This is a genomic window from Peribacillus phoenicis (assembly GCF_047238085.1).
Taxonomy (GTDB): Bacteria; Bacillota; Bacilli; order Bacillales; family DSM-1321; genus Peribacillus.
Genome location: NZ_JBDFMF010000001.1, coordinates 1,368,640 through 1,395,190, shown reverse-complemented (window position 1 = coordinate 1,395,190; position 26,551 = coordinate 1,368,640). Strand labels below are relative to the sequence as shown.

Below are 26,551 nucleotides of genomic sequence, written 5' to 3'. Positions count from 1 at the left end.
AATAAATCCTCCTCAAAGAGGTAATATAAATCTTCACTATTATTAATCATTCAAAAATCATTTGTCAACACCTCTTTACTTTTCAAAGCATGCTGATTCATTTATTTATAGGTATTTTGACAAGAGGTGCCATTTGCAAAACTTATAACAGTTTTACAATATTTTCAACCTTTTTGTCTAATAATTCAACCCATCCTTTTAAAAAACCACCTTTTTTTCTTTATTTTCCCGTTTGAATCTCCGTCTATCTTCTATATTATATTGTTCAAAACTCTTCCTCGATCTGCCTGGCACTCAAAACAAGTTTGGCACCATCAGAAATCAATTGATTGGTCCCCAGCGATTCAGGGCTCGTAACATTACCAGGAAGTGCAAACACATCCCTGCCGTGTTCCAATGCAGCTTGTGCCGTAATAAGGGATCCGCTTCTTTCTTTTGCCTCGACCACGAATACTCCCTGTGATAATCCACTGATGATTCGATTCCGAAGCGGAAACATCCAAGGTTCCGCCCTCATTTCCGGTGGAGTCTCAGATATAAGCAAGCCTTTTTTGATGATTTCTTCAGCAAGGGGGACATTAGATTTTGGATATATTTGCATAAGCCCCCCTCCTAAAATCCCAATCGTATCTCCGCCTTCGCTTAATGTGATCTTATGTGACTCTGCATCGATTCCAGCCGCCACTCCACTTATGATCACGAACTTTTTCTTTACAAGCGGTAATAGAATCGTTTTTAAGGCCTCCAGACCATACGAGGTTGGCTTACGCGTTCCAACAACACCTAGCGTATTCTTCCTTGTTAAAAGCCTCTTATCGCCTTTAAAATAAAGAACCCACGGAGGATCGAATATTTGCTTCAGCAAAAAAGGGTATTCATCATCGAAGATCGTCAAACAATGAATTTGGCTATCTTCGTATAATTTAAGTTTATCGATGGTATTTAGTGAATGTAAATCTTTGAGAAAGAGGTTGAGCTTATTTGAAGGGATAGGGAGCATTTTTGCCCATTCAGCGTGATTCGTCGTGAACAGGGAAGATAATGACGGGTCTTTGGACATGATTATTTGGATTGTTTTCCATCCTGCTCCGCGGCAATGATGGAGATGGATTAACTTTTCTTTGTTATTCAATTGGAAACGCCCCTAATTGGATATTTTTTAAAAGTAGGTTGATAGTGATACACTTGGTGTCTCCCGAGGAAAGTGGAGGAAAAAAAGGCCGACCCAAAAAAAAGGTCGGCCCAGCTTGAATCAATGTGTTTTACAAGGTTCGTAAATATCTTTTTCTTTCAAGACGGAGATCAATGTTTCACCCATTACGGATGGAGTTTCGGCAACTTTAATTCCACATTCGTTCATAACGCGGATTTTCTCGTCAGCAGTCCCTTTTCCTCCTGAGATAATGGCACCAGCATGACCCATGCGTTTACCGGCTGGAGCCGTACGGCCACCAATGAAACCAACAACTGGCTTAGTCATATTTTCCTTCACCCAGATTGCTGCTTCTTCTTCTGCCGTTCCACCGATTTCCCCAATCATGATCACCGCATGTGTTTCCGGATCTTCATTGAACGCTTTCAAAACATCAATGAAATCCGTTCCGTTAACGGGATCTCCACCGATGCCGACAGCCGAAGATTGCCCAATGCCTGCTTGCGATAATTGGTGAACGGCTTCATACGTCAAAGTTCCAGAACGTGAAACTACACCTACATGGCCTTTTTTGTGGATATACCCTGGCATGATACCAATCTTACACTCTTCAGGAGTAATGACACCTGGGCAGTTCGGTCCGATCAAGCGAGTTTTTTTGCCTTCCATGTAGCGTTTAACCTTGACCATATCCAGGACAGGAATATGTTCCGTGATACAAATGACAAGATCAAGTTCTGCGTCGACGGCTTCTAGAATTGCATCGGCAGCAAATGGAGCCGGTACATAGATAACAGATGCATTCGCGCCGGTTTCAGTGACAGCTTCGGAAACTGTATTGAATACAGGTACCCCTTCCACTTCTGTTCCACCTTTACCCGGAGTGACTCCTCCAACGATTTTCGTGCCGTATTCCAACATTTGTTTTGTATGAAATAATGCTGTTGCACCAGTGATTCCCTGAACGATCACTTTCGTATCTTTATTAATATAAACGCTCATTATGTTCCCCCCTGCCTATTATCCTACAAGTGATACTATTTTTTGTGCTCCATCTGCCATTGATTCAGCAGACGTAATATTTAAACCTGACTCTTTTAGAATCTTTTTGCCAAGGTCCACATTCGTTCCTTCAAGACGAACAACAAGAGGGACATCCAGGCCAAGCTCTTTAGCAGCAGCCACGACGCCTGTAGCGATGATGTCACATTTCATGATTCCTCCGAAGATATTAACGAAGATGCCTTTAACATTTTGATCGGATAGGATGATTTTGAAAGCCTCTTTCACTTTTTCCTCAGTGGCGCCGCCACCAACGTCAAGGAAGTTAGCCGGATCTCCCATATAATGTTTAATGATGTCCATCGTCGCCATAGCAAGACCGGCACCATTAACCATGCATCCGATATTTCCGTCAAGCGATATGTAACTAAGGCCATGTTTTGATGCTTCAATCTCTTTCGCATCCTCTTCATCCAAATCACGGTACTCCGCGATGTCTTTATGGCGGTAAATCGCATTATCATCGAAGTTCAATTTAGCATCAAGCGCCATTACATCGCCGTCGCCAGTTACCACTAATGGGTTGATTTCTGCGATTGAGCAATCTTTATCAACGAAAGCTGTATATAAGTTAACCATCAGTTTGGATGCTTTATTTATAAGTGAAGCCGGAATATTGATATTGAATGCAATCCTCCGTGCCTGGAAACCAGTCAGGCCGACAACCGGATCGATTACTTCTTTGAAAATTTTCTCTGGTGTCTTTTCAGCCACTTCCTCAATTTCCGTTCCGCCTTCTTCAGAAGCCATCAATACGACACTGTCCGTAGCACGGTCAAGGACCAGCCCGATATAATATTCTTTTGTAATGTCGCAGCCTTCTTCAATAAGTAAACGCTTAACTTCCTTGCCTGCAGGACCTGTTTGATGGGTCACCAATGTCTTGCCAAGAATCTCTTCTGCATATGTACGCGCTTCATCAAGATTCTTCGCTACCTTGACTCCGCCGGCTTTCCCGCGGCCACCCGCATGAATTTGAGCTTTGACGACAACAACTTCCGTACCTAACTCCTTCGCTGCTTCCACTGCTTCATCAACAGTAAAGGCAACCCGGCCATTTGGAACGGATACCCCGTATTGTCGCAATATCTCTTTCCCCTGATACTCATGGATATTCATTTCCCATCCTCCTTATCTACTAAAAAACAACTTTGAAATTTAATGCGTGTTTTCTCTACCATATTACAACAAAATTCTCCTTCGTGCATAATTTTCTTTCACATAATTTTTAAAATATTATTATAATATACTTCTAAACCCATGTTTAAAATGGAGAAAACCTTCTTCACCATTGTGTTTTTTTCTTATTAAATTCATATATTTTGGTTCTGAAAATCTATTTTCAAAAAAGTCATTACAGTTTTAAATCTTCTAAAAACGCCTCTATGAAAGCCTTTTCAATATATTAAACCAGAGGTCGATTCATTGATAAATTACAATTATCCTTGTCTTGATTCAAAGGAAAAGCAAAAGGACAAAGCCATGGCCTTGTCCTTTTGCAAATACTTTAGTATTTTTTTAATATAATGAAAATTCGTCAGTGATTTCCCTAGTATTCTACATAAACCAACAGTATTCCAGTTAGCGATATAACCTGGATAAATTAGGAAACTACCGACTCATGTCCTTGTCAACTTTGTAAATGAATGCGAATACCTCCGCAACAGCTCCATACAATTCTTCCGGAATCGTTTGATTTATATCCAATTGACCTAAAAGTGCAGCTAGCGATTCGTCCCTTTGGACCGGTATATCCAGTTTCATCGCCTTTTCCAGAATATTTTCAGCCGTTTTACCTTTTCCCTTCGCCAATATGACGGGCGCTTTAGATGTCTTTTGATCATACTTTAAGGCAATCGCTTCTTTTCGTTTATCATTCATCATATTCGAATATCCACTCCACTATACGAACCGGCTTCTGAAAAAGGAATCGGTTTCACCCCTTGGTCCCGCTCTTTTTCATTCACGGGATTTACAAAGGAAACCCCTGACAATCTGTAATCCATTTTTTCGAGATTCTCCCTCAGGATGTCAAGATATTGACCGGCTGCCTCTTCAAGGACCGCACCTTTCCCATTGATGACCGTCACTTTGATGATTCGGTTTTGAACCTGCATGTCGATGACCGTCTCTTTAAGGCGTTCCAATTCTAAATAAAATAGGACACGGCAGTAATCCGGGTCGATTTTTCCATCTTTTGTCTTTCTTCCGCTCCATTGTAAAGTCAGATCCGTTTGAGCAGGTCCCAGATTGAGTGGAAGTGTAAGGAGTAAATTCTGAATCGGTCCATTTTCCTGTGAAAGGATCTGTTGCGCAGTAATCCGATTTAGGATTTGTTCTGCCATCTCCTTCATAGATGCCGGCATTTGTTCATTCAGCAATTTAAGCAGCAGCGGTTTAAGTGTCTCCAAATCCTTCGGGAACTCCGCCACATCATTTCCAGAAAGATTAATGAGTGCATGTTCCAGCTGAAGACCAAGGATCTTGGTCATTTCTTTCAGTTGATGTGCAACAGAAGGTCCATCGGTGAAATCGATTGTTTGAAACTCAGCTTCCAATACAAGTGAAAGGACCAGCTTCTCATTATTCCTAGTGTATTGGGCCTCAGGAAGCCTATTAAGCGACTGGAACAATAATTCAGCCGCCTTACCCTTCGACTCAGCCACTTGATCTGTGTCCTTATTCAAGTAGCCTATTAGGTCATTCACTTCCATTTTTCCGCCTACTGCCTTATTAGCTGTTGCTTCGGTAAAAGAACTCTGGAGTAAATGGAAGGCAAGAGAGGAAAGTTTTTCTGCAGTAATGTTTTTTCTCGGCATCGAGTGGATATCATTTGGCAGTTTTGCCCCCACATGTTCATGACCATTCAATATGCGATCAATAGCAGTATCGATCTCTTCAACTTTTGTAAATGCTCCGCTTTTTGCCTCGGAAAGCAGCTGCAATCCTTGGTGTAGTTTATCAACCGCTGAATTCTTAGCAATACTTGCCCTAGTCTCAGCTCCATCAATTAAATTTTCCAGAAAGACAGATTCCGTCATTCCCTTTGGTATGAAACCCGTCTTTTGAAGCAGGGAAAATGCACCGGATTTCATTTCTGGCTTTGAATCGGAATCCAGCCAAGTGGTCACTAGTTTTTGCAAACCGATTTGTTGAAACTGGTGCTGTTTAGTAACATGTAAGGAGTTCAATACTTCCATCAGCTTGACGGCAGTCCTCGTTACTGCCCCACCATCCTCCAGCTTTTGCTTGAAGCCACTGAGGAGTTTATGGAAAGGTTCACCTTTGGACTGTGTAAATAAAGCATCAAATACATCTTTTACAAAAGGCAGTTGCTGAATGAACATCGTTTTTATTACAGGCAGACCGACTTCTGCAGCATCAGCAGCTTTTAACCATTGCATGGCGGGCTGAAAAGTTTCCTTGGTTATCGGGAGGCGATTTGTCAGGAGATATTCGGCAAGCTTCGTTGCGGACGGATCGGGCGTTATGCCGAGATGAGCGATTAATTTTGCAGCCGTTCCCTTTATGCTGGAATCGTTCAAATCGGGAGAATTTAAAGCTTTTAACACGAGCCCCCCCTCAATTGGGTGCTGCACTTGAAACCAATGCTTTTCTCCTGTTCGAAGCGGGATATCGAGAGTGGCAATCATTTTTTGATGGCCAATCTGGACCTCGGCCGTTTGGTTAGGAAAAACCTTATTCACCTTCCCGAAAAGGATTTGCCCGTTTTTCCAACTCGCAGTTCCTTTTATTTCAATGGGTGAAGATAACGGTTGACCGCTTGTTATGGATTGCATCACTCATCCCCCCTTAATCCTTCGTTCGTGCAGCTATTTCCTTAACTGGTGCAAAACTTCTTCTATGCCAAGGTGTAAGCCCGTGCGTGTCGAGCGCTTCTAAATGTTGGCTTGTCCCGTAACCCATGTGCTTTTCAAAACCATATTCCGGATATTTCTCACCATAATCCTTCATCATTCTATCACGGGTCACTTTCGCTATTATGGATGCCGCAGAGATGCTAATGCTTCTTGCGTCCCCCTTTATGAGCGAAAGCTGCGGAATCGGCACATCCAGTTCCATTGCATCGATCAACAAATGATCAGGAAGTTCCGACAGATCGTTCAATGCAGCCACCATTGCCTTTTTCGTAGCTTGATATATATTGATTTCATCAATTACTTCACTATGTACAACACCTACACCTATGGATAGTGCTTCCTTAAAAATCATTTCATAAAACAGTTCCCTTTTTGCTTCTGGAATCTTTTTGGAATCATTAAGCCCTGGCAAATAAAAAGATTCAGGCAAGATGACTGCACTGGTCACAACTGGTCCTGCCAGAGGTCCTCTTCCAACTTCATCGATACCAGCCAGAATGGAAAACCCCTGTTTTCGCAATTGACGTTCAAACTCCGTCATTTCCGTGAAAGCATCCCTTACCTGTTGTTCTTTTTCATAAGCTCTTTGCCATTTGCTTACTAAGTCGGTTACTCCCTTTCGTCCGTCCTCCCGGCATTTCTGTAAAAATAAATCTTCGGGCTCTCTTATTGTCTTTAACTTTGAGGAGATTTCCTTAATGCTCATTTCAGTTATCATCTTTATCACCCATCATATTAATTATCGGCAGCCTTGCTCCCTTTCTACAGTTCAGACGAAAATACGGAGCGGAAAAGAGACATCAAAAAGAGTAAGCCTTTTCGACATCCAACTCCAGCTCCGTATCAATCCTTTTCATTGATTGTCTTCAACAATCAGGTCAATGTTAATGTTATTCGGGGATATCATTCTCTTCATCATCCAAAGGGACCTCAAACGTAAGCGGACCCATCTTTTCTGAACGGATTTCACGTACGACCAACTCTGCCGTTTTGTCATAATCGATGAAGCCCCCAGATGCTAAACAGCCCCTGAACTTTCCGACAGCATCAAACAATTCGAGCGTTTCCTGCGGAATTACATCCAGGTTATAACGGGATTTCAACCTATCGGGATATTCTTTTTCCAAAAAGCGAAGGCCGTATAATGAGACTTCATGCAAGTTTAAAATCGTATCTTTAATCGCACCTGTCAACGCAAGCTTCAAGCCTACTTCTTGATCCTCGAATTTCGGCCAGAGAATCCCCGGCGTGTCGAGCAATTCCAATTCCTTGCCAACTTTTATCCATTGCTGCGCTTTAGTGACGCCAGGCGTATTCCCTGTTTTGGCAATGTTCTTTTTGGCAAGTCGATTGATTAAGGTCGATTTCCCCACGTTCGGAATGCCGACTATCATGGCACGGATCGCTCTCGGCTTTATTCCTCTTGATTCCATCCGCTCATACTTCTCTTTTAAAAGTTTTTTGGAAGCAGCAGTAATCTGGTTTAAACCGTTTCCCGCCTGTGAGTTAATGGCAATCGCCGTTTTCCCCTGCGATTTATAATGTTCAAGCCACATATTCGTTTTTACCGGATCGGCCATATCAGCTTTATTCAAAAGGATGACCCTTGGTTTATGCTGAATGATTTCATCGATCATCGGGTTTCGTGAAGATGCCGGTATCCGGGCATCCACAAGTTCAAAGATGATGTCGATCAGTTTTAATTTCTCTGTTACTTCCCGTCTTGCTTTGGCCATATGGCCAGGGAACCACTGTATTGTCAATGGAATGCACCTTCCTACTATTCCGCCAATCGAAAGTCTTCGATCGGCCAATAAACTAATTTAGTTTTTCCTAACACTTTATCGTAAGGAACGACACCTACGCCGCTATGACGGCTGTCCTTACTAAAACGGCGATTATCCCCCAGGACAAATAGGTGGCCTTCAGGCACCGTTTCTTGTTCTATGACATCACTTAATGTAAAAGGTTCCGTCAAGTCCCCGCCATCTATCAATTGTTCTTTATATTCATCCAAGTATGGCTCATCATAAGCTTTTCCATTCACGTAAAGAGTATCATTTTTATATTCGACTTTTTCCCCTGGCAATCCGATGACACGCTTTATGTAATCCTTGCCTTCTGGAGCTTTGAAAACGATAATGTCGAATCTTTTCGGTTCGCCAATCGAATAGGAGATTTTATTAACGATCATGCGGTCCGTATCCTTTAATGTCGGCATCATGGAATTACCGTCCACAACAATAGGAGCCAGCAGGAAATAACGAATCAGCGTCGCCGCTATAACTGCGATTATGACCGCCTTTGTCCATTCCCACAATTCATTTTTCTTTTTCGCCATCCTTACCCACCCTTTTTGAAGCATATCAACAATTATTTTAACATGTTGCGGACGCTATAGCGAGCAGGATTCTATATAGTTTTCACCGTAAGTGTATTCATCGTTTCTTAAAGTGCAAAAAGGGAGCCTGATAAACAAGCTCCCTTTTTGCATGATACTCTTTGGTTATTCACCTTATGTGGATCATGGTAAACCCGCATGAAGATATTCGAAGAATTAACGACGAATTTCTTTAATACGTGCTTTTTTACCACGAAGTTCGCGTAGGTAATAAAGTTTCGCACGACGTACTTTACCGTGACGGATAACTTCTAATTTCGCAATTTTTGGTGTGTGAACAGGGAAAGCACGTTCTACTCCAACGCCGTAAGAAATCTTACGTACTGTGAAAGTTTCACTAACTCCGCCGCCACGACGTTTGATTACAACGCCTTCAAACAACTGGATACGTTCGCGAGTTCCTTCAATAACCTTTACGTGTACACGTACTGTGTCACCAGGTCTGAATGATGGAAGATCTGAGCGAAGTTGTTCTTTTGTGATTTCGTTAATAAGATTTTGCATCGATTTCAACTCCTCCTGGACGCTCTTGCAAATACTTATTGTTTGCAGCGGAACATCGTTATAAGACTGAGCATTTTGCCCAAGTCACAAGGTATATCCTATCATACTATAAACGTCGATGCAATAGAGATCAGTCTTCTTTTTTAATCTCGGACAATAATTTTTCTTCAACTTCCGATAGTTCATAACTATCGAGCAAGTCCGGACGTCGAATCCAAGTTCTGCGCAGGGATTCCTTCATCCGCCATTCATCGATTTTTTTATGATTCCCGGATATTAGCGGATCGGGAACTTTCATCCCCCGGAAATCTGCAGGTCTAGTATAATGTGGATGCTCTAACAAACCAGAAGAATAGGAATCAAGAATCGGGGAGTCAACATTTCCAAGAACGCCAGGCAGCAAGCGCACAACGCTGTCAATAATGACCATTGCTCCCAATTCCCCGCCTGTAAGCACAAAGTCACCTATCGATATTTCATCAGTGACGACATGCTCCCGGATCCGCTCATCATACCCTTCATAATGCCCGCAAATGAAAATGAGATGTTCCTCTCCAGCTAACTCTTCGGCTTTTTTCTGCGTGTAACGCTCTCCCTGGGGACAAAGCAGGACTACCCTTGGGATTAGCTCAGCTTGCCCTTTAAGAGCTTCCACGGCATCAAAGATCGGCTGTGCCTTCAATACCATTCCGGCACCGCCGCCATACGGATAATCGTCTACCGTCGAATGCTTATTATCTGCATAATCTCGGAAATTGGTCACCTTATAGCTGACAGCCTGCTTTTCCGCTGCCTTTTTTAAGATTGACGAGCCAAGTACCCCTTCGAACATTTCTGGAAAAAGCGAAAGCACATCGATTTTCATCAGTCTAAAAGTCCTTCCATCGGTGTAATAATGACCTTTTTAGCGGATATATCCACTTCTTTTACAATTTGTTCAATATACGGAATCAGAATGTCCTTACTGCCAGCTTTCTTAATGACCCAAACATCATTTGCACCAGGCGTAAGAACCTCAATGATCTCCCCAACTTCCATGCCTTCATCCGTAAATACCGAACAGCCGATGATTTCATGGAAGTAGAACTCACCTTCGTCCAATTTACCAAGCTGTGCTTCCTTGACTTTAAGGACCCCGTTTTTAAAAGCCTCGACCTGTCCGACGTTATAATAGTTCTCGAACGTCAATAGGTTAAAGTTTTTATGGGTGCGATGCGACCTGATGACAAGCGGCAAAGGTTTTTTCTCAGTGTCCCTAAACAAATACAGAGTATTTCCCACTTTGTATCGTTTTTCCGGAAAGTCTGTTGAAGAAATAACACGGACTTCTCCTAAAAGACCATGTGTGTTGACAATTTTACCTACATTAAACCATTTTTCCATTCTTTCACCTCTAACGAATTTCCGAGACGATTCCATCTTTAATGACAATGGTCTTCGTTGCCATGATTTCGTCCCAATCTGCCCCAATTTCCACATCAATGATACTTTGAACTTCCCGTTCCTTCAATTCACTTCCGGCGGGAAGGATCTCCAGCTGCTCCATTTGAAATTCAAGCAGTTTAATTTTTTCTTGCCTCTGGTTAATTTCTTTTTCGAAATGAGCACGGAGACTAGCAGGTTGGAGAGTTCTTGTTTTTTCAAGTTTTTTCAGTTCAAAGCGAAGCTGTTCACTCTCTTTTTGAAGCTGAAGGCGTTTTGACTTGTATTTCTCGAGGAGCTGATTCTTGCTGGATTCCGTTAATACTTGGTTAACGATTACATTTTGGAGAATTTTCATTCCAGCACCTCCTATTATCTATGATTTCGTATTTCCTTCTAAAAATATGTATGATGGGGTAATCTTTTTGAAATGGGGGTCATTCTCTTAAGTATAACGTAAATCGGTAAAAGATGCGTCTTAAAAGGCGTAAAGTTTAAAGCCCGAATTTGATCAATTGGGATCTAAGCTTTCTTGAAGTACAAAAAAAGGAGGGGTATTAACCCTCCTTATTCGGAAATCTCCAAATAGATTTTCTTCTGCTGTGAAGATCCTGCTGCATATACCACAGTCCGAATCGCCTTAGCAACACGCCCTTGTTTACCGATCACCTTGCCCATATCCTCTTTATGAACGGAGAGGATATAAACAATCCGGTCGGATTCTTCCTTGGAGGTCACGATGACCTCTTCCGGATAATCCACAAGTGCTGAAACAATCGTTTCAATCAGTGCTTTCATCAACTACCGTCGATTACTTGCTGTTTTTTGCAACATGGAATTTTTCCATGATGCCTTGTGTTGAGAATAAGTTACGAACTGTATCAGATGGTTTAGCTCCATCTTGTAACCATTTAAGAGCAAGCTCTTCGTTGATATCAACTTTTGCTGGTTGAGCCACCGGGTTATAAGTTCCTACCACTTCAATGTAACGTCCGTCACGTGGTGAACGAGAATCTGCAACTACAATACGATAGAAAGGAGATTTTTTAGCTCCCATACGTTTTAAGCGAATTTTTACTGCCATTTTAAATAAGCACCTCCGAATAGTTTCACACAAGATAGTATAATATCAAATGTCTTGTATGTTTGTAAAGGTTTTTTTCTTAACAGGTAAAAAAAGTGTTGAAATACATGGCTTCGACCCGTATTTCACCTTAGTTCCGAGCTGAAATAAACCTTACATGAACGGGAATTTGAATCCCTTTTTCTTTCCTTTTTGCATGTTCGTAACCTGTTTCATCATCTTTTTCATTTCTTCGAATTGCTTCAGTAGACGGTTCACTTCTTGAATCGATCTGCCGCTTCCTTTGGCAATCCGTTTCTTGCGGGATGCATTCATGGTTTCCGGATGTTCCTTTTCATGCGTTGTCATTGATCGGATGATAGCTTCAACATGACCGATTTGTTTTTCATCGATCTGAAGGTTGTCCATCCCTTTCATTTTATTCGCACCGGGAATCATTTTCAGAATATCATCAAGCGGTCCCATATTCCGCACCTGACCGAGCTGATCAAGGAAATCATCAAAGGTAAAAGTGGCTGTACGCATCTTTTTCTCTAATTCTTTCGCTTTTTCTTCATCTACATTGGCCTGTGCTTTTTCGATAAGGGTCAATACATCACCCATGCCGAGGATCCTTGACGCCATCCGTTCTGGATGGAACGCTTCAAGTGCATCCAATTTTTCACCCATACCGACGAATTTAATCGGCGTGTTGGTGACTGAACGAATTGAAAGTGCCGCACCACCACGTGTATCCCCATCAAGTTTCGTTAATACGGCTCCTGTCAGGCCCAGCTGTTCATTGAAGCTTTGGGCTACATTGACCGCATCCTGACCGGTCATCGCATCGACAACCAGGAAGATTTCATCTGGTTTTGTCAACTCTTTGATATCCTTCAGTTCGCCCATCAAGTTTTCATCAACATGAAGGCGGCCTGCGGTATCAATCAACACATAATCATGATGTTCTTCCTTAGCTTTTTCAATTGCCTGTTTGGCAATTTCAACAGGACTGACCTGGTCCCCAAGGGAGAAAACAGGCATGCTTAATTGTTTGCCAAGTGTTTCAAGCTGCTTAATCGCCGCCGGACGGTAAATATCAGCCGCAACGAGCAATGGCTTGCGGTTGTATTTTTTCCTTAGAAGATTGGCAAGCTTTCCGGTGGTCGTCGTTTTACCTGCACCTTGAAGACCTACCATCATGATGACAGTCGGTGGTTTCGAGGCAACGGCGATCTTGCTTTGTTCGCCGCCCATCAGCTCCGTCAATTCTTCCTTGACTACCTTTATTACCTGTTGACCGGGGGTTAAGCTTTTCAGCACTTCCTGACCTACCGAACGTTCACTGACACGTTTTACAAAATCCTTCACGACTTTAAAGTTAACATCCGCTTCAAGCAGGGCCAATCGAACTTCACGCATCATTTCTTTAACGTCCGCTTCGTTGACTTTCCCTTTTCCACGGATCTTTTGCATCGTGCTCTGCAGTCGGTCGGCCAATCCTTCAAATGCCATATTGCCGCCTCCTAATCCAACTTCTCAAGCGTTGTGATTGCGTCTAGCAGCTTCTCTTTTGAAAAGGATTCCTTTTCTATGAGTCCCTTCATATTCGCAATCCACTGGTTACGCTCTTGAAATTTTTGAAATAACAATAGCTTTGCTTCATATTCCTCAAGCATCGCTTCTGTTCTTTTTATATTATCATAGACTGCCTGCCTACTGACTTCGTATTCATCGGCAATCTCGCCAAGAGAGTAATCATCCAGATAGTAGAGGGACATATAGCTCTGCTGCTTCTCTGTTAACAACGATTGGTAAAAGTCATACAAATAATTAATCCGCGTTGTCTTTTCAAGCATCTTAGCAAGCCTCCCTGCTGTTAAGTGAAAACCCTTTACAAGTTTATATTGTAAAGCCTTGTTTATTTGATGTCAAGTTAAACTCCTTACCACTTGTTTGCAAAGCATTATTTATTTCTTTTCCCGCCTCTTTTTTGGACATTTCTGCAATTGTTCCTTCAATTATCTCTGTAAAAAAACCAGAAGAGAATTATCTCTTCCGGCTTACAATTTTTCTTAAACCTCTTCTTTATCGATGATATCAGCAAAAAGGCCATAAACATATTTCTCAGCATCGAATTCCTGTAGATCGTCCATCTTTTCACCTAGCCCGACAAATTTAACGGGAATGGCCAATTCATTGCGAATTGCCAATACAATTCCGCCTTTTGCGGTGCCATCAAGCTTTGTTAAAACAATACCGGACACATTGGTCGCTTCCTTGAATGTCTTGGCCTGAATGAGGGCATTTTGTCCAGTTGTTGCGTCAAGGGCAAGCAACACCTCGTGTGGTGCACCAGGTACTTCACGTTCAATTACACGTTTCACCTTTTCCAATTCCTTCATTAAGTTCACTTTATTCTGTAAGCGACCGGCAGTGTCACAGATCAGGATATCCGCTTTTCGTGCTTTGGCGGCCTGAATGGCGTCGAACATGACCGCAGCAGGGTCAGAGCCTTCACCCTGTTTGATTACACTGACGCCGACACGCTCTCCCCAAACCTCAAGCTGTTCAATCGCACCGGCACGGAAGGTATCCCCGGCAGCCAATACGACAGATTTACCTTCCATTTTAAATTTATGGGCAAGTTTACCAATGGTCGTCGTTTTCCCTACCCCATTAACCCCTACAAACAAAATGACCGTCAAACCTTCTTCTTGTATATTCAGGCTTGAAGTCGCTTCATCATCACCTTGGTAGATTTCCACTAGCTTTTCGGAAATGACGGACTGCACTTCCCTCGTATCAGAGATATTGCGAAGCTTGACTTCCCTTTTCAATTGATCAATCAGTTCCATCACAGTATCGAAGCCTACATCAGCCTGTATCAGGATTTCTTCAAGTTCTTCAAAAAAGTCCTCATCCACTTTCCGATAACGGGCAACAAGTTCATTAACCCTTCCAGTAAAGGAATTCCTTGTCTTTGTCAAACCTTGCTTGAATTTTTCCCCAATGGATACTTCTGCTTCAACTGATTTTTCTTTTTCTTCCTGGGTCGTAAATTTCTCTTTTAGCTTTTTGAAAAAACTCATTGTCCCACTTCCTCTAATTCATGAATTTTAAACTTCAATAAAGTTTTCTGATTCTTCCATCCGGACGGAAACAAGTTTGGAGACGCCTGACTCCTGCATCGTAATGCCATATAGGACATCTGCTTCTTCCATCGTGCCTTTGCGGTGAGTAATCACGATGAACTGCGTTTCCCTGCTGAACTTCCTTAAAAATTGACTGAACCGGACAACATTCGCCTCATCAAGCGCTGCCTCGACTTCATCAAGGATACAGAAAGGCACCGGACGCACTTTTAGAATGGAGAATAAAAGGGCTATGGCTGTCAATGCTCGTTCCCCACCCGATAAGAGGCTCAAATTTTGCAGTTTTTTCCCGGGAGGCTGTGCAATGATATCCACCCCTGTATTTAGTAAATCATCCGGATTTGTCAGTTTCAGCTCGGCTCTGCCTCCGCCAAATAAAGCTTTGAAGACTTGTTCGAATTCTTCACGGATCGAATAGAAGGTATCCGCAAAGCGCCGCTTCATTTCATCATCCATTTCATCGATGACTTGGAATAATGTATCCTTCGCCTGTTGAAGGTCTTCCTTTTGACTTAGAAGGAATTCATAGCGTTCAGCTACACGTGCGTATTCATCAATTGCACCTAGATTCACCGTCCCCAGTTCCTCGATTGCAAGCTTGATGAGCTTCACCCTTTTTTGAGCTTCTTCTGAAGGCATCATCAATGGATACTGTTCTTTAGCACCTTCAAAGGAAAGGGTATATTCTTCTCTCAAGTGGTCGAGACGATTTTCCAGTTCGACATCCAGACGAGTTAATTTCACTTCTTCATCCTTCATCACTTCGACAATGCCTCTATAAAGTCGATTTTCTTCTTTCAAGGACAGTTCAAGCGATTCAACTTCCTTTAGAAGCTCGTTTTTTTCCTGTTTTTTTATGGTGATCCCTTCAATTGCCCCATTTTTGTCGAGCAATTTCTGCTGAGCCATATCTTCCAGTGACTCTTCCCCGCTTGAACTGTCTGTCATTTCATTGGTCAGGAGCCCTAAATCATCTTTGTTTTCGGCAAGCCTGCTTGTTTCCTTTGAAAGATCCGATTCAATGCGTTCCATCTTCTCTTTTTGGTTTTGCAGCTGGCCACGCTTAGAGGCAAGCATTACCCTCAGTTCATTCGTTTCTTCAGCAAGGCTCTCTTTTGAGGATTGTTGGGATTGCTTTTGTTCGGTCATTTCGGAAATCAACCTGTCAAGCCCTTCAATTTCCGATTTACATGAGTCCAAAAGTTCTTCCAGCTCTTCAAGTCTTGCTGTTTTTTGCTGTTGTTCTTCTAAATATGAATTTTTATCCAAATCATAAAGATGCAGCCGCTCATTCACATTTCTTTCCTGCAGCTCCACTTCACGGAGTTCGCCCTTAAGGGTTTGTTCTTGTAATCGAAGTCTCTCTCCAGTTTTTCTGGTTTGTTCAAGCGTTTGCTCTTGAACACCCACATCCACTTTGAGCTGTTTGACTTGCTTTTCTAGCTGATTCGTTTTAGCTTCCATGGCAGCAAGTTTTTGTTGGAGCTCTTCCAATTCCGTTTTCCTTGAAAGCAGGGAGGTCGTTTTTTGCTTTAAGGCTCCGCCAGTCATTGAACCGCCTGGATTGACGATATCCCCCTCAAGTGTTACGAAGCGGAAACGGTGCTGCATCATTTTCGCCAGGTCATTTGCACCTTTTAAATCTGTAGTGATCATCACGGTTCCCAATAGGTTTTCTGCAATCGCTGCATGCCTATCATCATATTGGATCAATGAGGAACCAGTCCCTACAAAAGCTGAATGGCTCTTCAGCATCGATAATTGGTTAGCTGATATCTCTCTTGCCTTTATGACTGATAAAGGCAAGAACGTCGCACGCCCATACCTATTTTTCTTCAAGAAGGAAATGGCTTCCCGTGCATGCTCTTCGCGTTCCACGACAACATGCTGCATCGCTCCGCCCAGAGCCGTTTCGATGGCCGTTTCATATTCCTTTGGAACCTTAATCAATTCCGCAACTGCCCCTTCAATGCCTGGAAGGGTTTCTTTCGCTTTTAAAACCTCTTTTACACCCTGAAAGAAGCCTGCATAATCATCTTCCATTTCTTCAAGCAGTTCCTTACGTGATTTTGCCTGTTGAAGGAATTGATAGGCCTTGTAAAGGGTGGTTTCTTGTTTTTGATACGTATCTTTTGCCGCATTCAATTTATTCTGCTGATTTCGGAAATAAGTGACATGCTCTTCAAGCTGCTTGGTCATATTGTCCATCAGCTTTGAATATTCCACTTTTTTAGCAGTGATATCCATTCTTTCGGTTAAGAACTTTTCATTTTCCATGTCAAGTTTAGCATTTTTATGTTCCTGCTGTGTTAGCTGCTGGAGCAGGTATTGTTTTTCGTTTTTAGCCGATGCCTGCTTGTTCAACCACTCGATATAGTCACTCTTTTTCGCTTCGATCATCGCCTCGATATCACTATTGAATAGGCCCAGGCTTTTTTGTTTTTCATGTAAGGTTTCAGAAATCCCTTTCACTTCCAAGTTCAGTGCATTCAGGATTTCCGTTTCTCTTTCCTTTTGCAAAGACAGACGCTCGACAGCAGCCTCACCTTCCACAATCGCTTTTTCCAGCTGTGACTTGTTTTGGGCGGCATTTTTCTTCCGTTCTTTCAAAACTTCTTTACGGCCTTCAAGCTTTTCAAGTTCTTCGCTGGCATTCAGGAGAATTTCCTGAAGACCATTGATCGATGTCTCAAGCGTCGCAAGACTATCCCTTAGCTTTTTGAGATGCGCTTCCCTATCATGAAGCTGTCCTGCCATTTGCTGTTCCATTTCATTATGTTTTTCAAGTTCCTGTGAAAGTTTTTCCCATTTTTCATAAAGTTCTTCTATTTCAAAAACGGTTAAAGCCACTTCTATTTGCTCAAGCTCGTCTTTCTTCGCCAAAAATTCCTTGGCGAGGGAAGACTGAATTTTTAACGGCTCCACCTGCCCCTCCAATTCATGGAGGATATCATGGACACGGTTTAAGTTATCCTGTGTTTCCGTCAGCTTCGATTCCGCTTTTCGTTTTCTCGTTTTATACTTCAGGACACCGGCTGCTTCTTCAAAAATCACTCGTCTTTCTTCAGCCTTACTGCTAAGGATTTCTTCCACTTTCCCTTGGCTGATGATGGAAAACGCTTCTCTCCCAAGACCAGAATCCATGAAAAGGTCTATGATGTCTTTCAGACGGCAACCTTGATTATTAATGAAAAATTCACTTTCTCCCGATCGATATACACGTCTTGTCACACTGACTTCATGAAAGTCAATTGGCAGGGAATTGGTCTCGTTATCAAGGGTCAATGATACTTCCGCAAAATTCAACGCTTTCCTCGTGTCACTTCCCGAAAAGATGATATCTTCCATTTTTGCTCCACGCAGTGATTTCGCAGACTGCTCTCCAAGTACCCATCGGACTGCATCGGTCACATTACTTTTACCGCTTCCGTTTGGTCCAACCACTGCCGTGACACCAGGTACAAAATCAATCGAAATTTTCTCTGCGAAAGATTTAAATCCTACAACGTCCAAACGTTTGAGGAACATGACCTTTCCCCCTCTACTGTTCAACTATCTTGTTGATTTTTTTTCTTTTAAAACGATCAATGCATGCTCGGCAGCATGCTGCTCCGCTTCTTTTTTGGATTTTCCTATTCCAGAGCCCAGCTCTTCCCCATTCAAGGAGACGGTCGAAACAAACTCCCGATTATGAGCAGGTCCTTTTTCCTGTAAAATCTTATATTGCAGGACACCGATGGCATCACGCTGGATCAGCTCCTGAAGCTGGCTCTTATAATCCATCACATGAGAAAAAGCACCCTCGTCTATCTTCGGAAACACGACATTAGTCAAAAACTGCACCACTGGCTCTAATCCTTGATCAAGGTACAAAGCACCAATATAGGCTTCGAATACATCCGCAAGCATGGCAGGGCGTTCTCTTCCGCCTGTCATTTCTTCCCCTTTTCCGAGCAATACATATTCCCCGTAAGAAAGACTATTGGCAAAAGCAACAAGTGAAGGCTCACATACAATGGCTGCCCTCAGTTTGGTAAGTTCACCTTCGCTCATCATCGGATATTTTTGATATAAGTATTTAGAGATGGTCAGTTCAAGTACAGCGTCCCCCAAGAATTCAAGCCTTTCATTATCTTCATAAGGCTTACGGCGATGCTCATTCACATAAGATGAATGTGTAAAAGCTTGTTTCAATAAATTTTCATCTTTAAAATGAAAACCCAGATTTTCTTGCAACTGTTTAAATTTATTATCCTTGATTGATGGTTTACGATTATTTCCGTTCCTACGCATCACAAAAAACCCTCCACAACGGTTCAAAAAGCATATTTTTCCAATATATAAAAAGAAACCTGGCAGGAATTCCTGTCAAGCTTTCCTATGTACCATCATACATTATTATCCGCTTAAAGAAAACTAATGGCAAAAGACCGCTGCCATTCAGGCGGTGCTTACCCGCGTACATGCTCATTCCCATATCTGACGCGGCATCAAACTTCTTTAGTAATAAGAGAAAGCCCCGTTAAAAAACGGAGCTTTTAGTCAAATGACAATTCATTACATAGTGCTTTGTATGTAATTCACAGCATCACCTACTGTGGCGATTTTTTCAGCGTCATCGTCCGAAATTTCCATATCAAACTCGTCTTCGAATTCCATGACTAGTTCAACTACATCCAGGGAATCGGCACCAAGATCTTCTTTGAAAGAAGCTTCAAGTTTTACTTCTGATTCTTCTACGTTCAAACGATCTACAACGATTTTAGTTACTCTTTCTAATACATCTGCCAATGTGTTCACCTCCCCTCAAGACATTATAAATTAATTTCGAAAAAAATCAAAGAAAACTTACATGACCATTCCGCCATCCACATGAAGTGTTTGCCCAGTCATATATTTGCTGGCATCGGAAGCGAGGAAAGACGCCACTGCAGCAATATCTTTAGGGTCACCGAACCGTGCAAGCGGAATTTGGTCCAGCATGGCTTTTCGGACGTCTTCAGGCAATTCCCCAGTCATATCCGTAGAGATGAAACCTGGGGCAATCGCATTGACCGTAATGCCTCTTGAAGCAAGTTCCTTTGCCGTGGTTTTAGTCAAACCGATCACGCCAGCTTTAGCCGCTACATAATTAGCCTGCCCTGCATTTCCGCTGACGCCGACGATCGATGCCATATTGATGATCCTGCCGCTGCGCTGCTTCATCATTTGCCTTGTAACCGCCTTTGTGCATAGGAACACGCCTTTAAGATTCGTATTGATAACAGAATCCCATTCATCTTCTTTCATACGCATCAATAGGTTATCACGTGTGATACCTGCATTATTAACCAGGATATCCACTCTGTCAAACTGTTCGATGACCTCTTTGATCATGCTTGTCACCGATTCACTATTTGCAACATCGCATTGGACGGCGAATGCCTTACGGCCCAATGCCTTGATTTCTTCAACCACTTCATTCGCTTTAGCTTCACTGCCGGAATAGTTGATGGCAACGTCTGCTCCCTGACGGGCAAGTTCCAATGCAACTTCCCTGCCAATACCTCGTGAAGCTCCCGTTACAAGTGCTTTTTTACCTTCGAGGATCATGCTTGTACCCCCTTCAATGTTTCAATTGTTTTAGTTAGAGTATCTATATCGGAAACCGAATGAATTTGAACGGAACGATCGATTTTCTTTATCAAACCGCCCAATACTTTCCCAGGGCCCACCTCGATGAACGTATCCACGCCCAATTCAAGCAGATTTTTCACGCTGTCTTCCCAAAGGACCGGTGAATACAGCTGTTCGATTAATTTTTCTTTAATTTCAGCAGGTGCTGTAATCGGCTTAGCAGTTACGTTTGAAATGACAGGAATTTCTGCCTGTTTGAAGCTTACTTCATCGAGGACACCCTGTAACTTTTCTGCTGCCGGTTTCATTAATTCCGAATGGAACGGTCCACTCACTTCAAGAGGAAGAGCCCGTTTAGCCCCATTTTCCTTGGCTTTTACACTTGCAAGTTTAACCCCTTCAGAGGTGCCTGAAATGACGATTTGCCCTGGACAATTAATATTGGCCAATTGAACGGATTCACCAGTGGCCGTAATTTCAGAAGTGACTTCAGATAGAGCTTCACGGTCCATTCCCAATATCGCAGCCATAGAGCCTTGGCCATTCGGTACCGCAGCTTCCATGAATTCACCACGTTTACGCACTGTATATACGGCATCTTCAAAAGAAATTGCGCCAGATGCCACTAATGCGGTATATTCGCCTAAGCTGTGCCCGGCTGTATAATCGGGTTTGATCCCCGCTTCTTCCAGTTCCTTGACAAAAGCATAACTCGTGGTCAATAAAGCAGGCTGTGCATTATAAGTCACCGTTAATTCTTGTTGTGTGCCATTAAAGATCAATTCGGAAAGTGGAAAATCAAGTTTTTCATCTGCTGATCGAAAAATTTGCTGAGCACGCTCGTTTTCCTGAAATAAGCCATGCCCCATTCCTATTGATTGTGATCCTTGTCCTGGAAAGACAAATGCAATTTTACCCATATGTTACTCCCCTGCCTCTTTGATTTATTATTGTTTTTCTATCGTCTCCGCAATTGTCGATATGACGTCATTTCCAACCATATCGCGAGTCTGGCGGATTGCATTATAGACTGCATTCGCATCTGAAGAACCATGAGCCTTAATGACAGGGGCCTTCAAACCGAAGAGGCCGGCACCACCATACTCCGAGTAATCCATTTTATTTTTTATGCCTTTTAGTTCAGGCTTTACCATTGCTGCAGCCAGCTTACTCTTTAGGTTGCTCATCAAGGCCGTTTTCACCATTTTAAATACACTCATAGCAGTGCCTTCAAGCGTCTTTAACACCATATTTCCCGTGAAGCCGTCCGTTACGACAACATCTGCCGGCCCGCTTAGGAGGTCCCTTGCCTCTACATTGCCTATAAAGGATATCTCCGATGATTGCTGCAGTAATGTAAAGGCATGCTTAGTCAGTTCATTCCCCTTTTTTTCTTCTGTTCCGATATTAAGTAATCCGACACGGGGCTTTTCGATTCCCCGCACTTTTTGAGCATAAACAGACCCCATTATGGCGAATTGAAGGAGATGCTCCGGTTTCGCATCGGAGTTTGCGCCTACATCCAGTAGTACAAAACCTTTGCCATCGATTGTCGGAAGGGTTGGAGCCAACGCCGGACGTTCAATGCCTTCTATCCTTCCGACCACAAACAAGCCTGCAGCCATTAGCGCCCCCGTATTGCCTGAAGAAATGCATGCATCCGCTTCTCCGTCAGCCACTTGCTGTGCAGCCAATACCATCGAGGCGCTTTTCTTGCGGCGAACCGCACGAACAGGTTCATCGGTGCTTAATATTTTTTCATCAGTATGTATGACCTTTATACGGCCATGTTTCGCTAAGTATTGGTTGATCTCCGATTCATTGCCTATCAAGGTGATTTCCACATCGGAAAAAGTCTCGACAGCTTTCATCGCTCCCAAAACCTGTGCCTTGGGAGCATTATCGCCACCCATTGCATCTATCGTTATCTTCATTTTCTTTCATCCTTTACTAGCAAGTTAAGAGCGATACATTTCGAACTCGCCTTTAAAAACCAGTTCATTACCCACGTAGCTTCTAACCTCCACCACGGAACGATCGTTGGTGTGGTCCACGTTTTTAACCCTAGCTTTAGCTACCACTCTTTCATTTTCCTTAACAGAACGAGTAAATAAAATGGATGCTTTCGCAGTTAATGCCAATTCATCATTTATGACTGCTACAGCCAATGAATTTGCTTGGGCAAAAAGGTGATGTCCCCTTGCAATTCCATTCCTCTTAAAGACATGCTCCTTATTTATATCCAAAATCGAAATTGCATTGTCATCTAAATTAAGATCAATTACTTCCCCGATGATTTCATCCAAAGGCAATGCCCTGATTTCGTCACTGAATTTTTTCTCGGCCACGCTTTTAATACGTTCACGCAGTTCCGGTATCGATAATTCAAGACGGTCAAGCCTAATGGTCTGGACGCTCACCGAATATTTTTCAGCCAGCTCCTCATCCGTTACAAAAGGATTCTGTTTAATCGTTTCGATTAATAATTGCTGGCGTTCCTTCTTATTTCTTCGCATTTGAAGGTCACCATCCGTAGTATTATGACTAGGTACTAATAGTAGTATATATATTTTAAAAACAGATTGCAAGATATTGAGTAAAATCTCACAATCTGCTATTGGGTTTTTTATTCAGTTCAGTCCAGCTTTTCTCCCGTGAATACTCCCGTTCCCGCTAAATAGTTCCGCAGCGGTGCATACTCAGGGGAATGCCAAAAGCTTTGGGAGGCAATCAATTTTGCAGCATCTTCCCTTGCAACTTCCAGGGTCCTGTAATCATGGACCATGTCGGCTACCTTGAACTCGGGAAGGCCGCTTTGTTTTTTACCGAAGAAGTCCCCGGGGCCGCGTAGTTCCAAATCTTTTTCGGAAAGGGCGAATCCATCGTTTGTCTCGGTCATGATTTTCATCCGTTCTTTGCCGACTTCCGTTTTCGGATCAGCCAGCAGGATGCAAAAGGACTGATCGCTTCCACGTCCAACCCTTCCGCGCAGCTGATGCAACTGTGAAAGCCCAAAGCGCTCCGCATCATAAATGACCATTACCGTTGCATTTGGAACATTCACCCCAACCTCGACAACCGTCGTGGAAACAAGGATTTGTGCTTCATTGGCACTAAACTGCTGCATCACTTCGTCTTTTTCATCCGCGGGCAGCCGGCCATGCATAAGTCCCACTTTGTACCTGTTCGCAAAGTATTGAGTCAGCATTGCATGAACATCGAGAACATTCTGTAAAGAATCGAGTTTCTCCGACTCCTCAATCAATGGACAGATAACGTAAGCCTGTCTCCCTTTCTTTAGTTCCTTTTCGACAAATGTTAAGATCCGATCAAGCATTTGGTGTTTCGCCCAATAGGTTTCTATCGCTTTACGCCCGGCAGGCATTTCATCGATCGTCGAGACGTCCATTTCCCCAAACACTGTAATTGCAAGCGTTCGCGGAATCGGTGTAGCCGTCATGAAAAGTACATCTGGATTTGTACCCTTTTCACGAAGGATCCGGCGCTGCTCCACTCCGAAACGATGTTGTTCGTCCGTTATGACAAGTCCCAGGTTCCGAAAATTCACTTCATCCTGTATCAATGCATGTGTTCCTATCAAAAGATCTAGCTCGCCGGATTCCAGCATTTGCAATAGTTCCTTGCGCTTTTTGCCTTTTACCGAACTTGTCAACAATGCGACCTTCACTCCACTCGGTTCCAACATCACCTTCAGCGATTGAGTATGCTGCTCAGCCAAGATTTCCGTCGGGACCATTAGAGCACCTTGGAAACCTGCTGTAATCGTCGCCTTCAGGCATATGGCGGCAACCACCGTTTTTCCAGACCCGACATCACCTTGAAGCAGGCGATTCATCCTGTAGGGAGATTTCATGTCATTCATTATTTCCTCGACGACCCTATTCTGGGCGTTCGTCAAAGGAAAAGGGAGAGTTCCTACAAAGGCTTCCAGCTGCTCCATGTCAAACTCCTGGCCAATTCCTTTTGACTGCTCCCGCTGCACTTTACGAAGTGCCTGCATTTTAAGTTGAAACAATAAAAATTCTTCATAGACAAAACGGCGGCGAGCCTTTTTCACCTCATTGGCCGATTGAGGGAAATGCATGGTACGAAGAGCGTCGTTACGCGGCATCAGTTTGTATGCCGACAATAATTGCGGGGGCAGATTTTCTTCTATCATGGCCCCATATTCAGAAAATGCATTGGAGATAAAGCGGCGGAGCCCTTTGACAGTAATGCTGCCCTTCACTGAGTACACCGGTTCGAACTCTTTCTCCCGGCTACGATCGCCAACGTGGCATTCCGAGCCTGTAATGGTTTGGCGATGACGATCCCACTTTCCCGTTACCGTTACGGTTTCGCCTATCGCAAGCTTCGGCTTCAGATATGGCTGGTTAAAAAAAATCACATTTATTAAATATCTCCCCGTTAACACTTTAATCGTAAGCCTGGATTTTTTCTTTCCGAAGTATCCTAATGTAGGCACCGTATGAACTTTGCCTTCTATGGTAACCCGCTCATCATGCTCGACCGTTTCTAAATCCCTCAATCGGTAATCTTCATAGCGATATGGGAGATGCTCAAGGAGATCCGCGACGGTATGGATCTCCATTTCCCCCAAAGCTGCCCCCGTTTCGGCCCCAATGCCCTTTACTGCTGTTATGGGTTCCTGTAAAGCGGGGTTCACTTCTTATTCAGCGGCAAGCCAAAGATTTTGGCTTCCAACTCCCGTCCAGTCGGTGTTGCCGCTAAACCTCCTTGTGCAGTTTCCCTAAGAGCCGATGGCATTGTTTGCCCGATTTTGTACATCGCATCAATCACTTCATCACACGGTATGCGGCTTGTGATCCCCGCTAGCGCCATATCAGCGGCAACCATAGCATTGGCTGCCCCCATGGCATTACGCTTTACACAAGGCACCTCCACAAGCCCAGCAACAGGGTCACACACAAGGCCAAGCATGTTCTTTAATGTGATTGCCATCGCTTCTGCACTTTGTGCAGGTGTCCCTCCTGCCATTTCAACGATGGCTGCCGCCGCCATGCCCGAAGCAGAACCGACTTCAGCCTGACAGCCCCCTGCGGCTCCAGAGATCGAAGCATTATTCGCTACAACAAAACCAAACGCCCCTGCTGTAAATAGGAACTCAATTTTCTGTTCCCGATTCGGCTTTAATTTATTTTGCAAAGCAAAAAGTGTTCCAGGCACAACACCGGCAGATCCGGCAGTCGGTGTCGCACAAATCGTTCCCATGGCTGCGTTCACTTCGTTTGTTGCCACCGCTTTGCTTACCGCATCCAGCAGCAGTTCACCGGATAAGGAATTTCCTGATTTAATGTAAGTCTGAAGAAGGACTGCATCCCCTCCCGTCAGGCCGGAAACGGACCGGACACCTTGAAGTCCTTTTTCAACTGCCTGTTCCATTACATCCAGGTTGACCCCCATCTGGCGGATGATTTCTTCACGGCTTTTTCCCGTAACTTCCATTTCCTGTTCTATCATCAGCGTTGAAATTTTCTTTTGCTTTGATTCAGCTAATTCTACTAATTCCGCTACATTTCGAAACATGATTTCTTCTCCTTCCTAAGTGGAGACGATTGCCCTATCAATCCACAATCCTCGCTACTTGAGTGATGTTGGGGAGTGCTGTAATTTCAGCGATGACGTGATCCTCCAGGTTTTGATCCACTTCAATCGTCATCAAGGCCATCTTCCCTTTTTCTTTTCGGGAGACTTCCATCTGGCCAATATTGATTTGATGCTTGGCTAATATGTTTGAAACATTTGCGATGGCACCAAATCGATCATCATGAACGACGAGTATGGCAGGGTTGTGCCCGGAGAGCCTCAATTTAAACCCGTTCAGTTCGACGATTTCGATTTTTCCCCCGCCTATCGATATTCCGACAAGTTCCAGTTCACCATCATCATCACCAACCGTTATTTTTGCTGTATTGGGATGCTCCGGTACGGCTTCTTCTTCCCGAAAAGTAATTTTCATCTTTTTTTTACGGGCTATTTCCAGCGATTCTTTGATTCTCTCATCAAATGTATCAAAATCAAGTAAGCCTCCTACAATGGCTACATCCGTTCCATGGCCTTTATAGGTTTTGGCAAATGATCCGTAAAAAGAAATATGGACCCATTTTGGTTCCCGGTCGAATAAATTCCTGGCAACCCTGCCGATCCTTGCAGCTCCTGCCGTATGGGAACTAGAGGGGCCGATCATAACAGGACCAATTATATCGAATACACTTCTAAATTTCATGACTTGCTCCTCCTTCTATACACTGG

Annotated in this window: 27 protein-coding genes; all 27 read right to left on the bottom strand. The window is 43.3% G+C overall.

Annotation, left to right across the window (positions count from 1 at the left end):
- Positions 1-265: 265 nt before the first annotated feature.
- The 27 genes from dprA to sdaAB all read right to left on the bottom strand — a co-directional run bounded on the left by dprA (position 266) and on the right by sdaAB (position 26,525).
- Positions 266-1,132 (bottom strand): DNA-processing protein DprA, encoded by an 867-nt coding sequence (gene dprA, locus ABC374_RS06770; protein ID WP_413016600.1) that lies wholly within the window; start codon positions 1,130-1,132, stop codon positions 266-268.
- Positions 1,133-1,252: 120 nt separating this feature from the next.
- A complete protein-coding gene (sucD, locus tag ABC374_RS06765) occupies positions 1,253-2,155 on the bottom strand; it encodes a succinate--CoA ligase subunit alpha (protein WP_241591141.1) in 903 nt (300 codons plus the stop codon).
- Between the two features lie 18 nt (positions 2,156-2,173).
- Positions 2,174-3,334, bottom strand: a complete 1,161-nt coding sequence (gene sucC / locus ABC374_RS06760) for an ADP-forming succinate--CoA ligase subunit beta (RefSeq protein ID WP_101224636.1) — start codon at positions 3,332-3,334, stop codon at positions 2,174-2,176.
- A 492-nt stretch (positions 3,335-3,826) separates the two neighbouring features.
- Positions 3,827-4,099 carry an EscU/YscU/HrcU family type III secretion system export apparatus switch protein gene (locus ABC374_RS06755; protein WP_413016598.1) on the bottom strand — a complete coding sequence of 91 codons (273 nt, stop codon included), beginning with the start codon at positions 4,097-4,099 and terminating at the stop codon, positions 3,827-3,829.
- Positions 4,096-6,015 (bottom strand): hypothetical protein, encoded by a 1,920-nt coding sequence (locus ABC374_RS06750; protein WP_413016596.1) that lies wholly within the window; start codon positions 6,013-6,015, stop codon positions 4,096-4,098. Before ABC374_RS06750 ends, ABC374_RS06755 begins: the two co-directional genes overlap by 4 nt.
- Positions 6,016-6,028: 13 nt before the next feature.
- On the bottom strand, positions 6,029-6,811 hold the full coding sequence (gene rnhB / locus ABC374_RS06745; RefSeq protein WP_413020286.1) for a ribonuclease HII: 783 nt from the start codon (positions 6,809-6,811) through the stop codon (positions 6,029-6,031).
- Between the two features lie 175 nt (positions 6,812-6,986).
- Entirely contained in the window at positions 6,987-7,859 is an 873-nt protein-coding gene (gene ylqF / locus ABC374_RS06740; RefSeq protein ID WP_350301989.1) for a ribosome biogenesis GTPase YlqF, read from the bottom strand.
- Positions 7,860-7,876: 17 nt separating this feature from the next.
- Positions 7,877-8,437: a signal peptidase I gene (gene lepB / locus ABC374_RS06735; protein WP_413016594.1), complete on the bottom strand. Its 561-nt coding sequence runs from the start codon at positions 8,435-8,437 to the stop codon at positions 7,877-7,879.
- Between the two features lie 216 nt (positions 8,438-8,653).
- Entirely contained in the window at positions 8,654-9,001 is a 348-nt protein-coding gene (gene rplS / locus ABC374_RS06730) for a 50S ribosomal protein L19 (RefSeq protein WP_034313702.1), read from the bottom strand.
- Positions 9,002-9,131: 130 nt separating this feature from the next.
- Positions 9,132-9,866: a tRNA (guanosine(37)-N1)-methyltransferase TrmD gene (trmD, locus tag ABC374_RS06725; protein WP_413016592.1), complete on the bottom strand. Its 735-nt coding sequence runs from the start codon at positions 9,864-9,866 to the stop codon at positions 9,132-9,134.
- Complete coding sequence (rimM, locus tag ABC374_RS06720; RefSeq protein ID WP_214750782.1) at positions 9,866-10,384, bottom strand: ribosome maturation factor RimM; 519 nt, start codon at positions 10,382-10,384, stop codon at positions 9,866-9,868. Before rimM ends, trmD begins: the two co-directional genes overlap by 1 nt.
- 10 nt (positions 10,385-10,394) lie before the next feature.
- Positions 10,395-10,781, bottom strand: a complete 387-nt coding sequence (locus tag ABC374_RS06715; RefSeq protein ID WP_034313711.1) for a YlqD family protein — start codon at positions 10,779-10,781, stop codon at positions 10,395-10,397.
- Positions 10,782-10,990: 209 nt separating this feature from the next.
- The gene (locus ABC374_RS06710; RefSeq protein WP_048684915.1) at positions 10,991-11,221 is read right to left on the bottom strand and encodes a KH domain-containing protein; all 231 of its coding nucleotides are present in this window, start codon (positions 11,219-11,221) and stop codon (positions 10,991-10,993) included.
- A gap of 13 nt (positions 11,222-11,234) precedes the next feature.
- The gene (rpsP, locus tag ABC374_RS06705; protein ID WP_057913437.1) at positions 11,235-11,507 is read right to left on the bottom strand and encodes a 30S ribosomal protein S16; all 273 of its coding nucleotides are present in this window, start codon (positions 11,505-11,507) and stop codon (positions 11,235-11,237) included.
- A gap of 153 nt (positions 11,508-11,660) precedes the next feature.
- Positions 11,661-13,001, bottom strand: a complete 1,341-nt coding sequence (gene ffh / locus ABC374_RS06700; RefSeq protein WP_101224630.1) for a signal recognition particle protein — start codon at positions 12,999-13,001, stop codon at positions 11,661-11,663.
- 11 nt (positions 13,002-13,012) lie between these two features.
- Positions 13,013-13,345: a putative DNA-binding protein gene (locus ABC374_RS06695; protein WP_034313718.1), complete on the bottom strand. Its 333-nt coding sequence runs from the start codon at positions 13,343-13,345 to the stop codon at positions 13,013-13,015.
- Positions 13,346-13,561: 216 nt separating this feature from the next.
- Positions 13,562-14,578: a signal recognition particle-docking protein FtsY gene (ftsY, locus tag ABC374_RS06690; protein ID WP_350301986.1), complete on the bottom strand. Its 1,017-nt coding sequence runs from the start codon at positions 14,576-14,578 to the stop codon at positions 13,562-13,564.
- A gap of 27 nt (positions 14,579-14,605) precedes the next feature.
- Positions 14,606-18,169 (bottom strand): chromosome segregation protein SMC, encoded by a 3,564-nt coding sequence (gene smc, locus ABC374_RS06685; RefSeq protein ID WP_350301985.1) that lies wholly within the window; start codon positions 18,167-18,169, stop codon positions 14,606-14,608.
- A 24-nt stretch (positions 18,170-18,193) separates the two neighbouring features.
- Positions 18,194-18,934, bottom strand: coding sequence for a ribonuclease III (gene rnc / locus ABC374_RS06680; RefSeq protein ID WP_101224626.1), 741 nt, complete (start codon positions 18,932-18,934; stop codon positions 18,194-18,196).
- 264 nt (positions 18,935-19,198) lie between these two features.
- Positions 19,199-19,432, bottom strand: coding sequence for an acyl carrier protein (locus ABC374_RS06675; protein WP_034313729.1), 234 nt, complete (start codon positions 19,430-19,432; stop codon positions 19,199-19,201).
- A gap of 57 nt (positions 19,433-19,489) precedes the next feature.
- Complete coding sequence (gene fabG / locus ABC374_RS06670) at positions 19,490-20,233, bottom strand: 3-oxoacyl-[acyl-carrier-protein] reductase (protein ID WP_413016588.1); 744 nt, start codon at positions 20,231-20,233, stop codon at positions 19,490-19,492.
- On the bottom strand, positions 20,230-21,177 hold the full coding sequence (gene fabD, locus ABC374_RS06665; RefSeq protein ID WP_350301983.1) for an ACP S-malonyltransferase: 948 nt from the start codon (positions 21,175-21,177) through the stop codon (positions 20,230-20,232). Before fabD ends, fabG begins: the two co-directional genes overlap by 4 nt.
- A 27-nt stretch (positions 21,178-21,204) precedes the next feature.
- Positions 21,205-22,191: a phosphate acyltransferase PlsX gene (plsX, locus tag ABC374_RS06660; RefSeq protein ID WP_350301982.1), complete on the bottom strand. Its 987-nt coding sequence runs from the start codon at positions 22,189-22,191 to the stop codon at positions 21,205-21,207.
- A 24-nt stretch (positions 22,192-22,215) separates the two neighbouring features.
- Entirely contained in the window at positions 22,216-22,773 is a 558-nt protein-coding gene (gene fapR, locus ABC374_RS06655) for a transcription factor FapR (RefSeq protein WP_034313744.1), read from the bottom strand.
- A gap of 119 nt (positions 22,774-22,892) precedes the next feature.
- On the bottom strand, positions 22,893-24,944 hold the full coding sequence (gene recG, locus ABC374_RS06650; RefSeq protein WP_413016585.1) for an ATP-dependent DNA helicase RecG: 2,052 nt from the start codon (positions 24,942-24,944) through the stop codon (positions 22,893-22,895).
- Complete coding sequence (gene sdaAA / locus ABC374_RS06645) at positions 24,941-25,825, bottom strand: L-serine ammonia-lyase, iron-sulfur-dependent, subunit alpha (RefSeq protein ID WP_101224621.1); 885 nt, start codon at positions 25,823-25,825, stop codon at positions 24,941-24,943. The genes recG and sdaAA overlap by 4 nt, the downstream gene beginning before the upstream one ends.
- Positions 25,826-25,862: 37 nt before the next feature.
- Positions 25,863-26,525 (bottom strand): L-serine ammonia-lyase, iron-sulfur-dependent subunit beta, encoded by a 663-nt coding sequence (gene sdaAB, locus ABC374_RS06640; protein ID WP_350301980.1) that lies wholly within the window; start codon positions 26,523-26,525, stop codon positions 25,863-25,865.
- Positions 26,526-26,551: the final 26 nt, after the last annotated feature.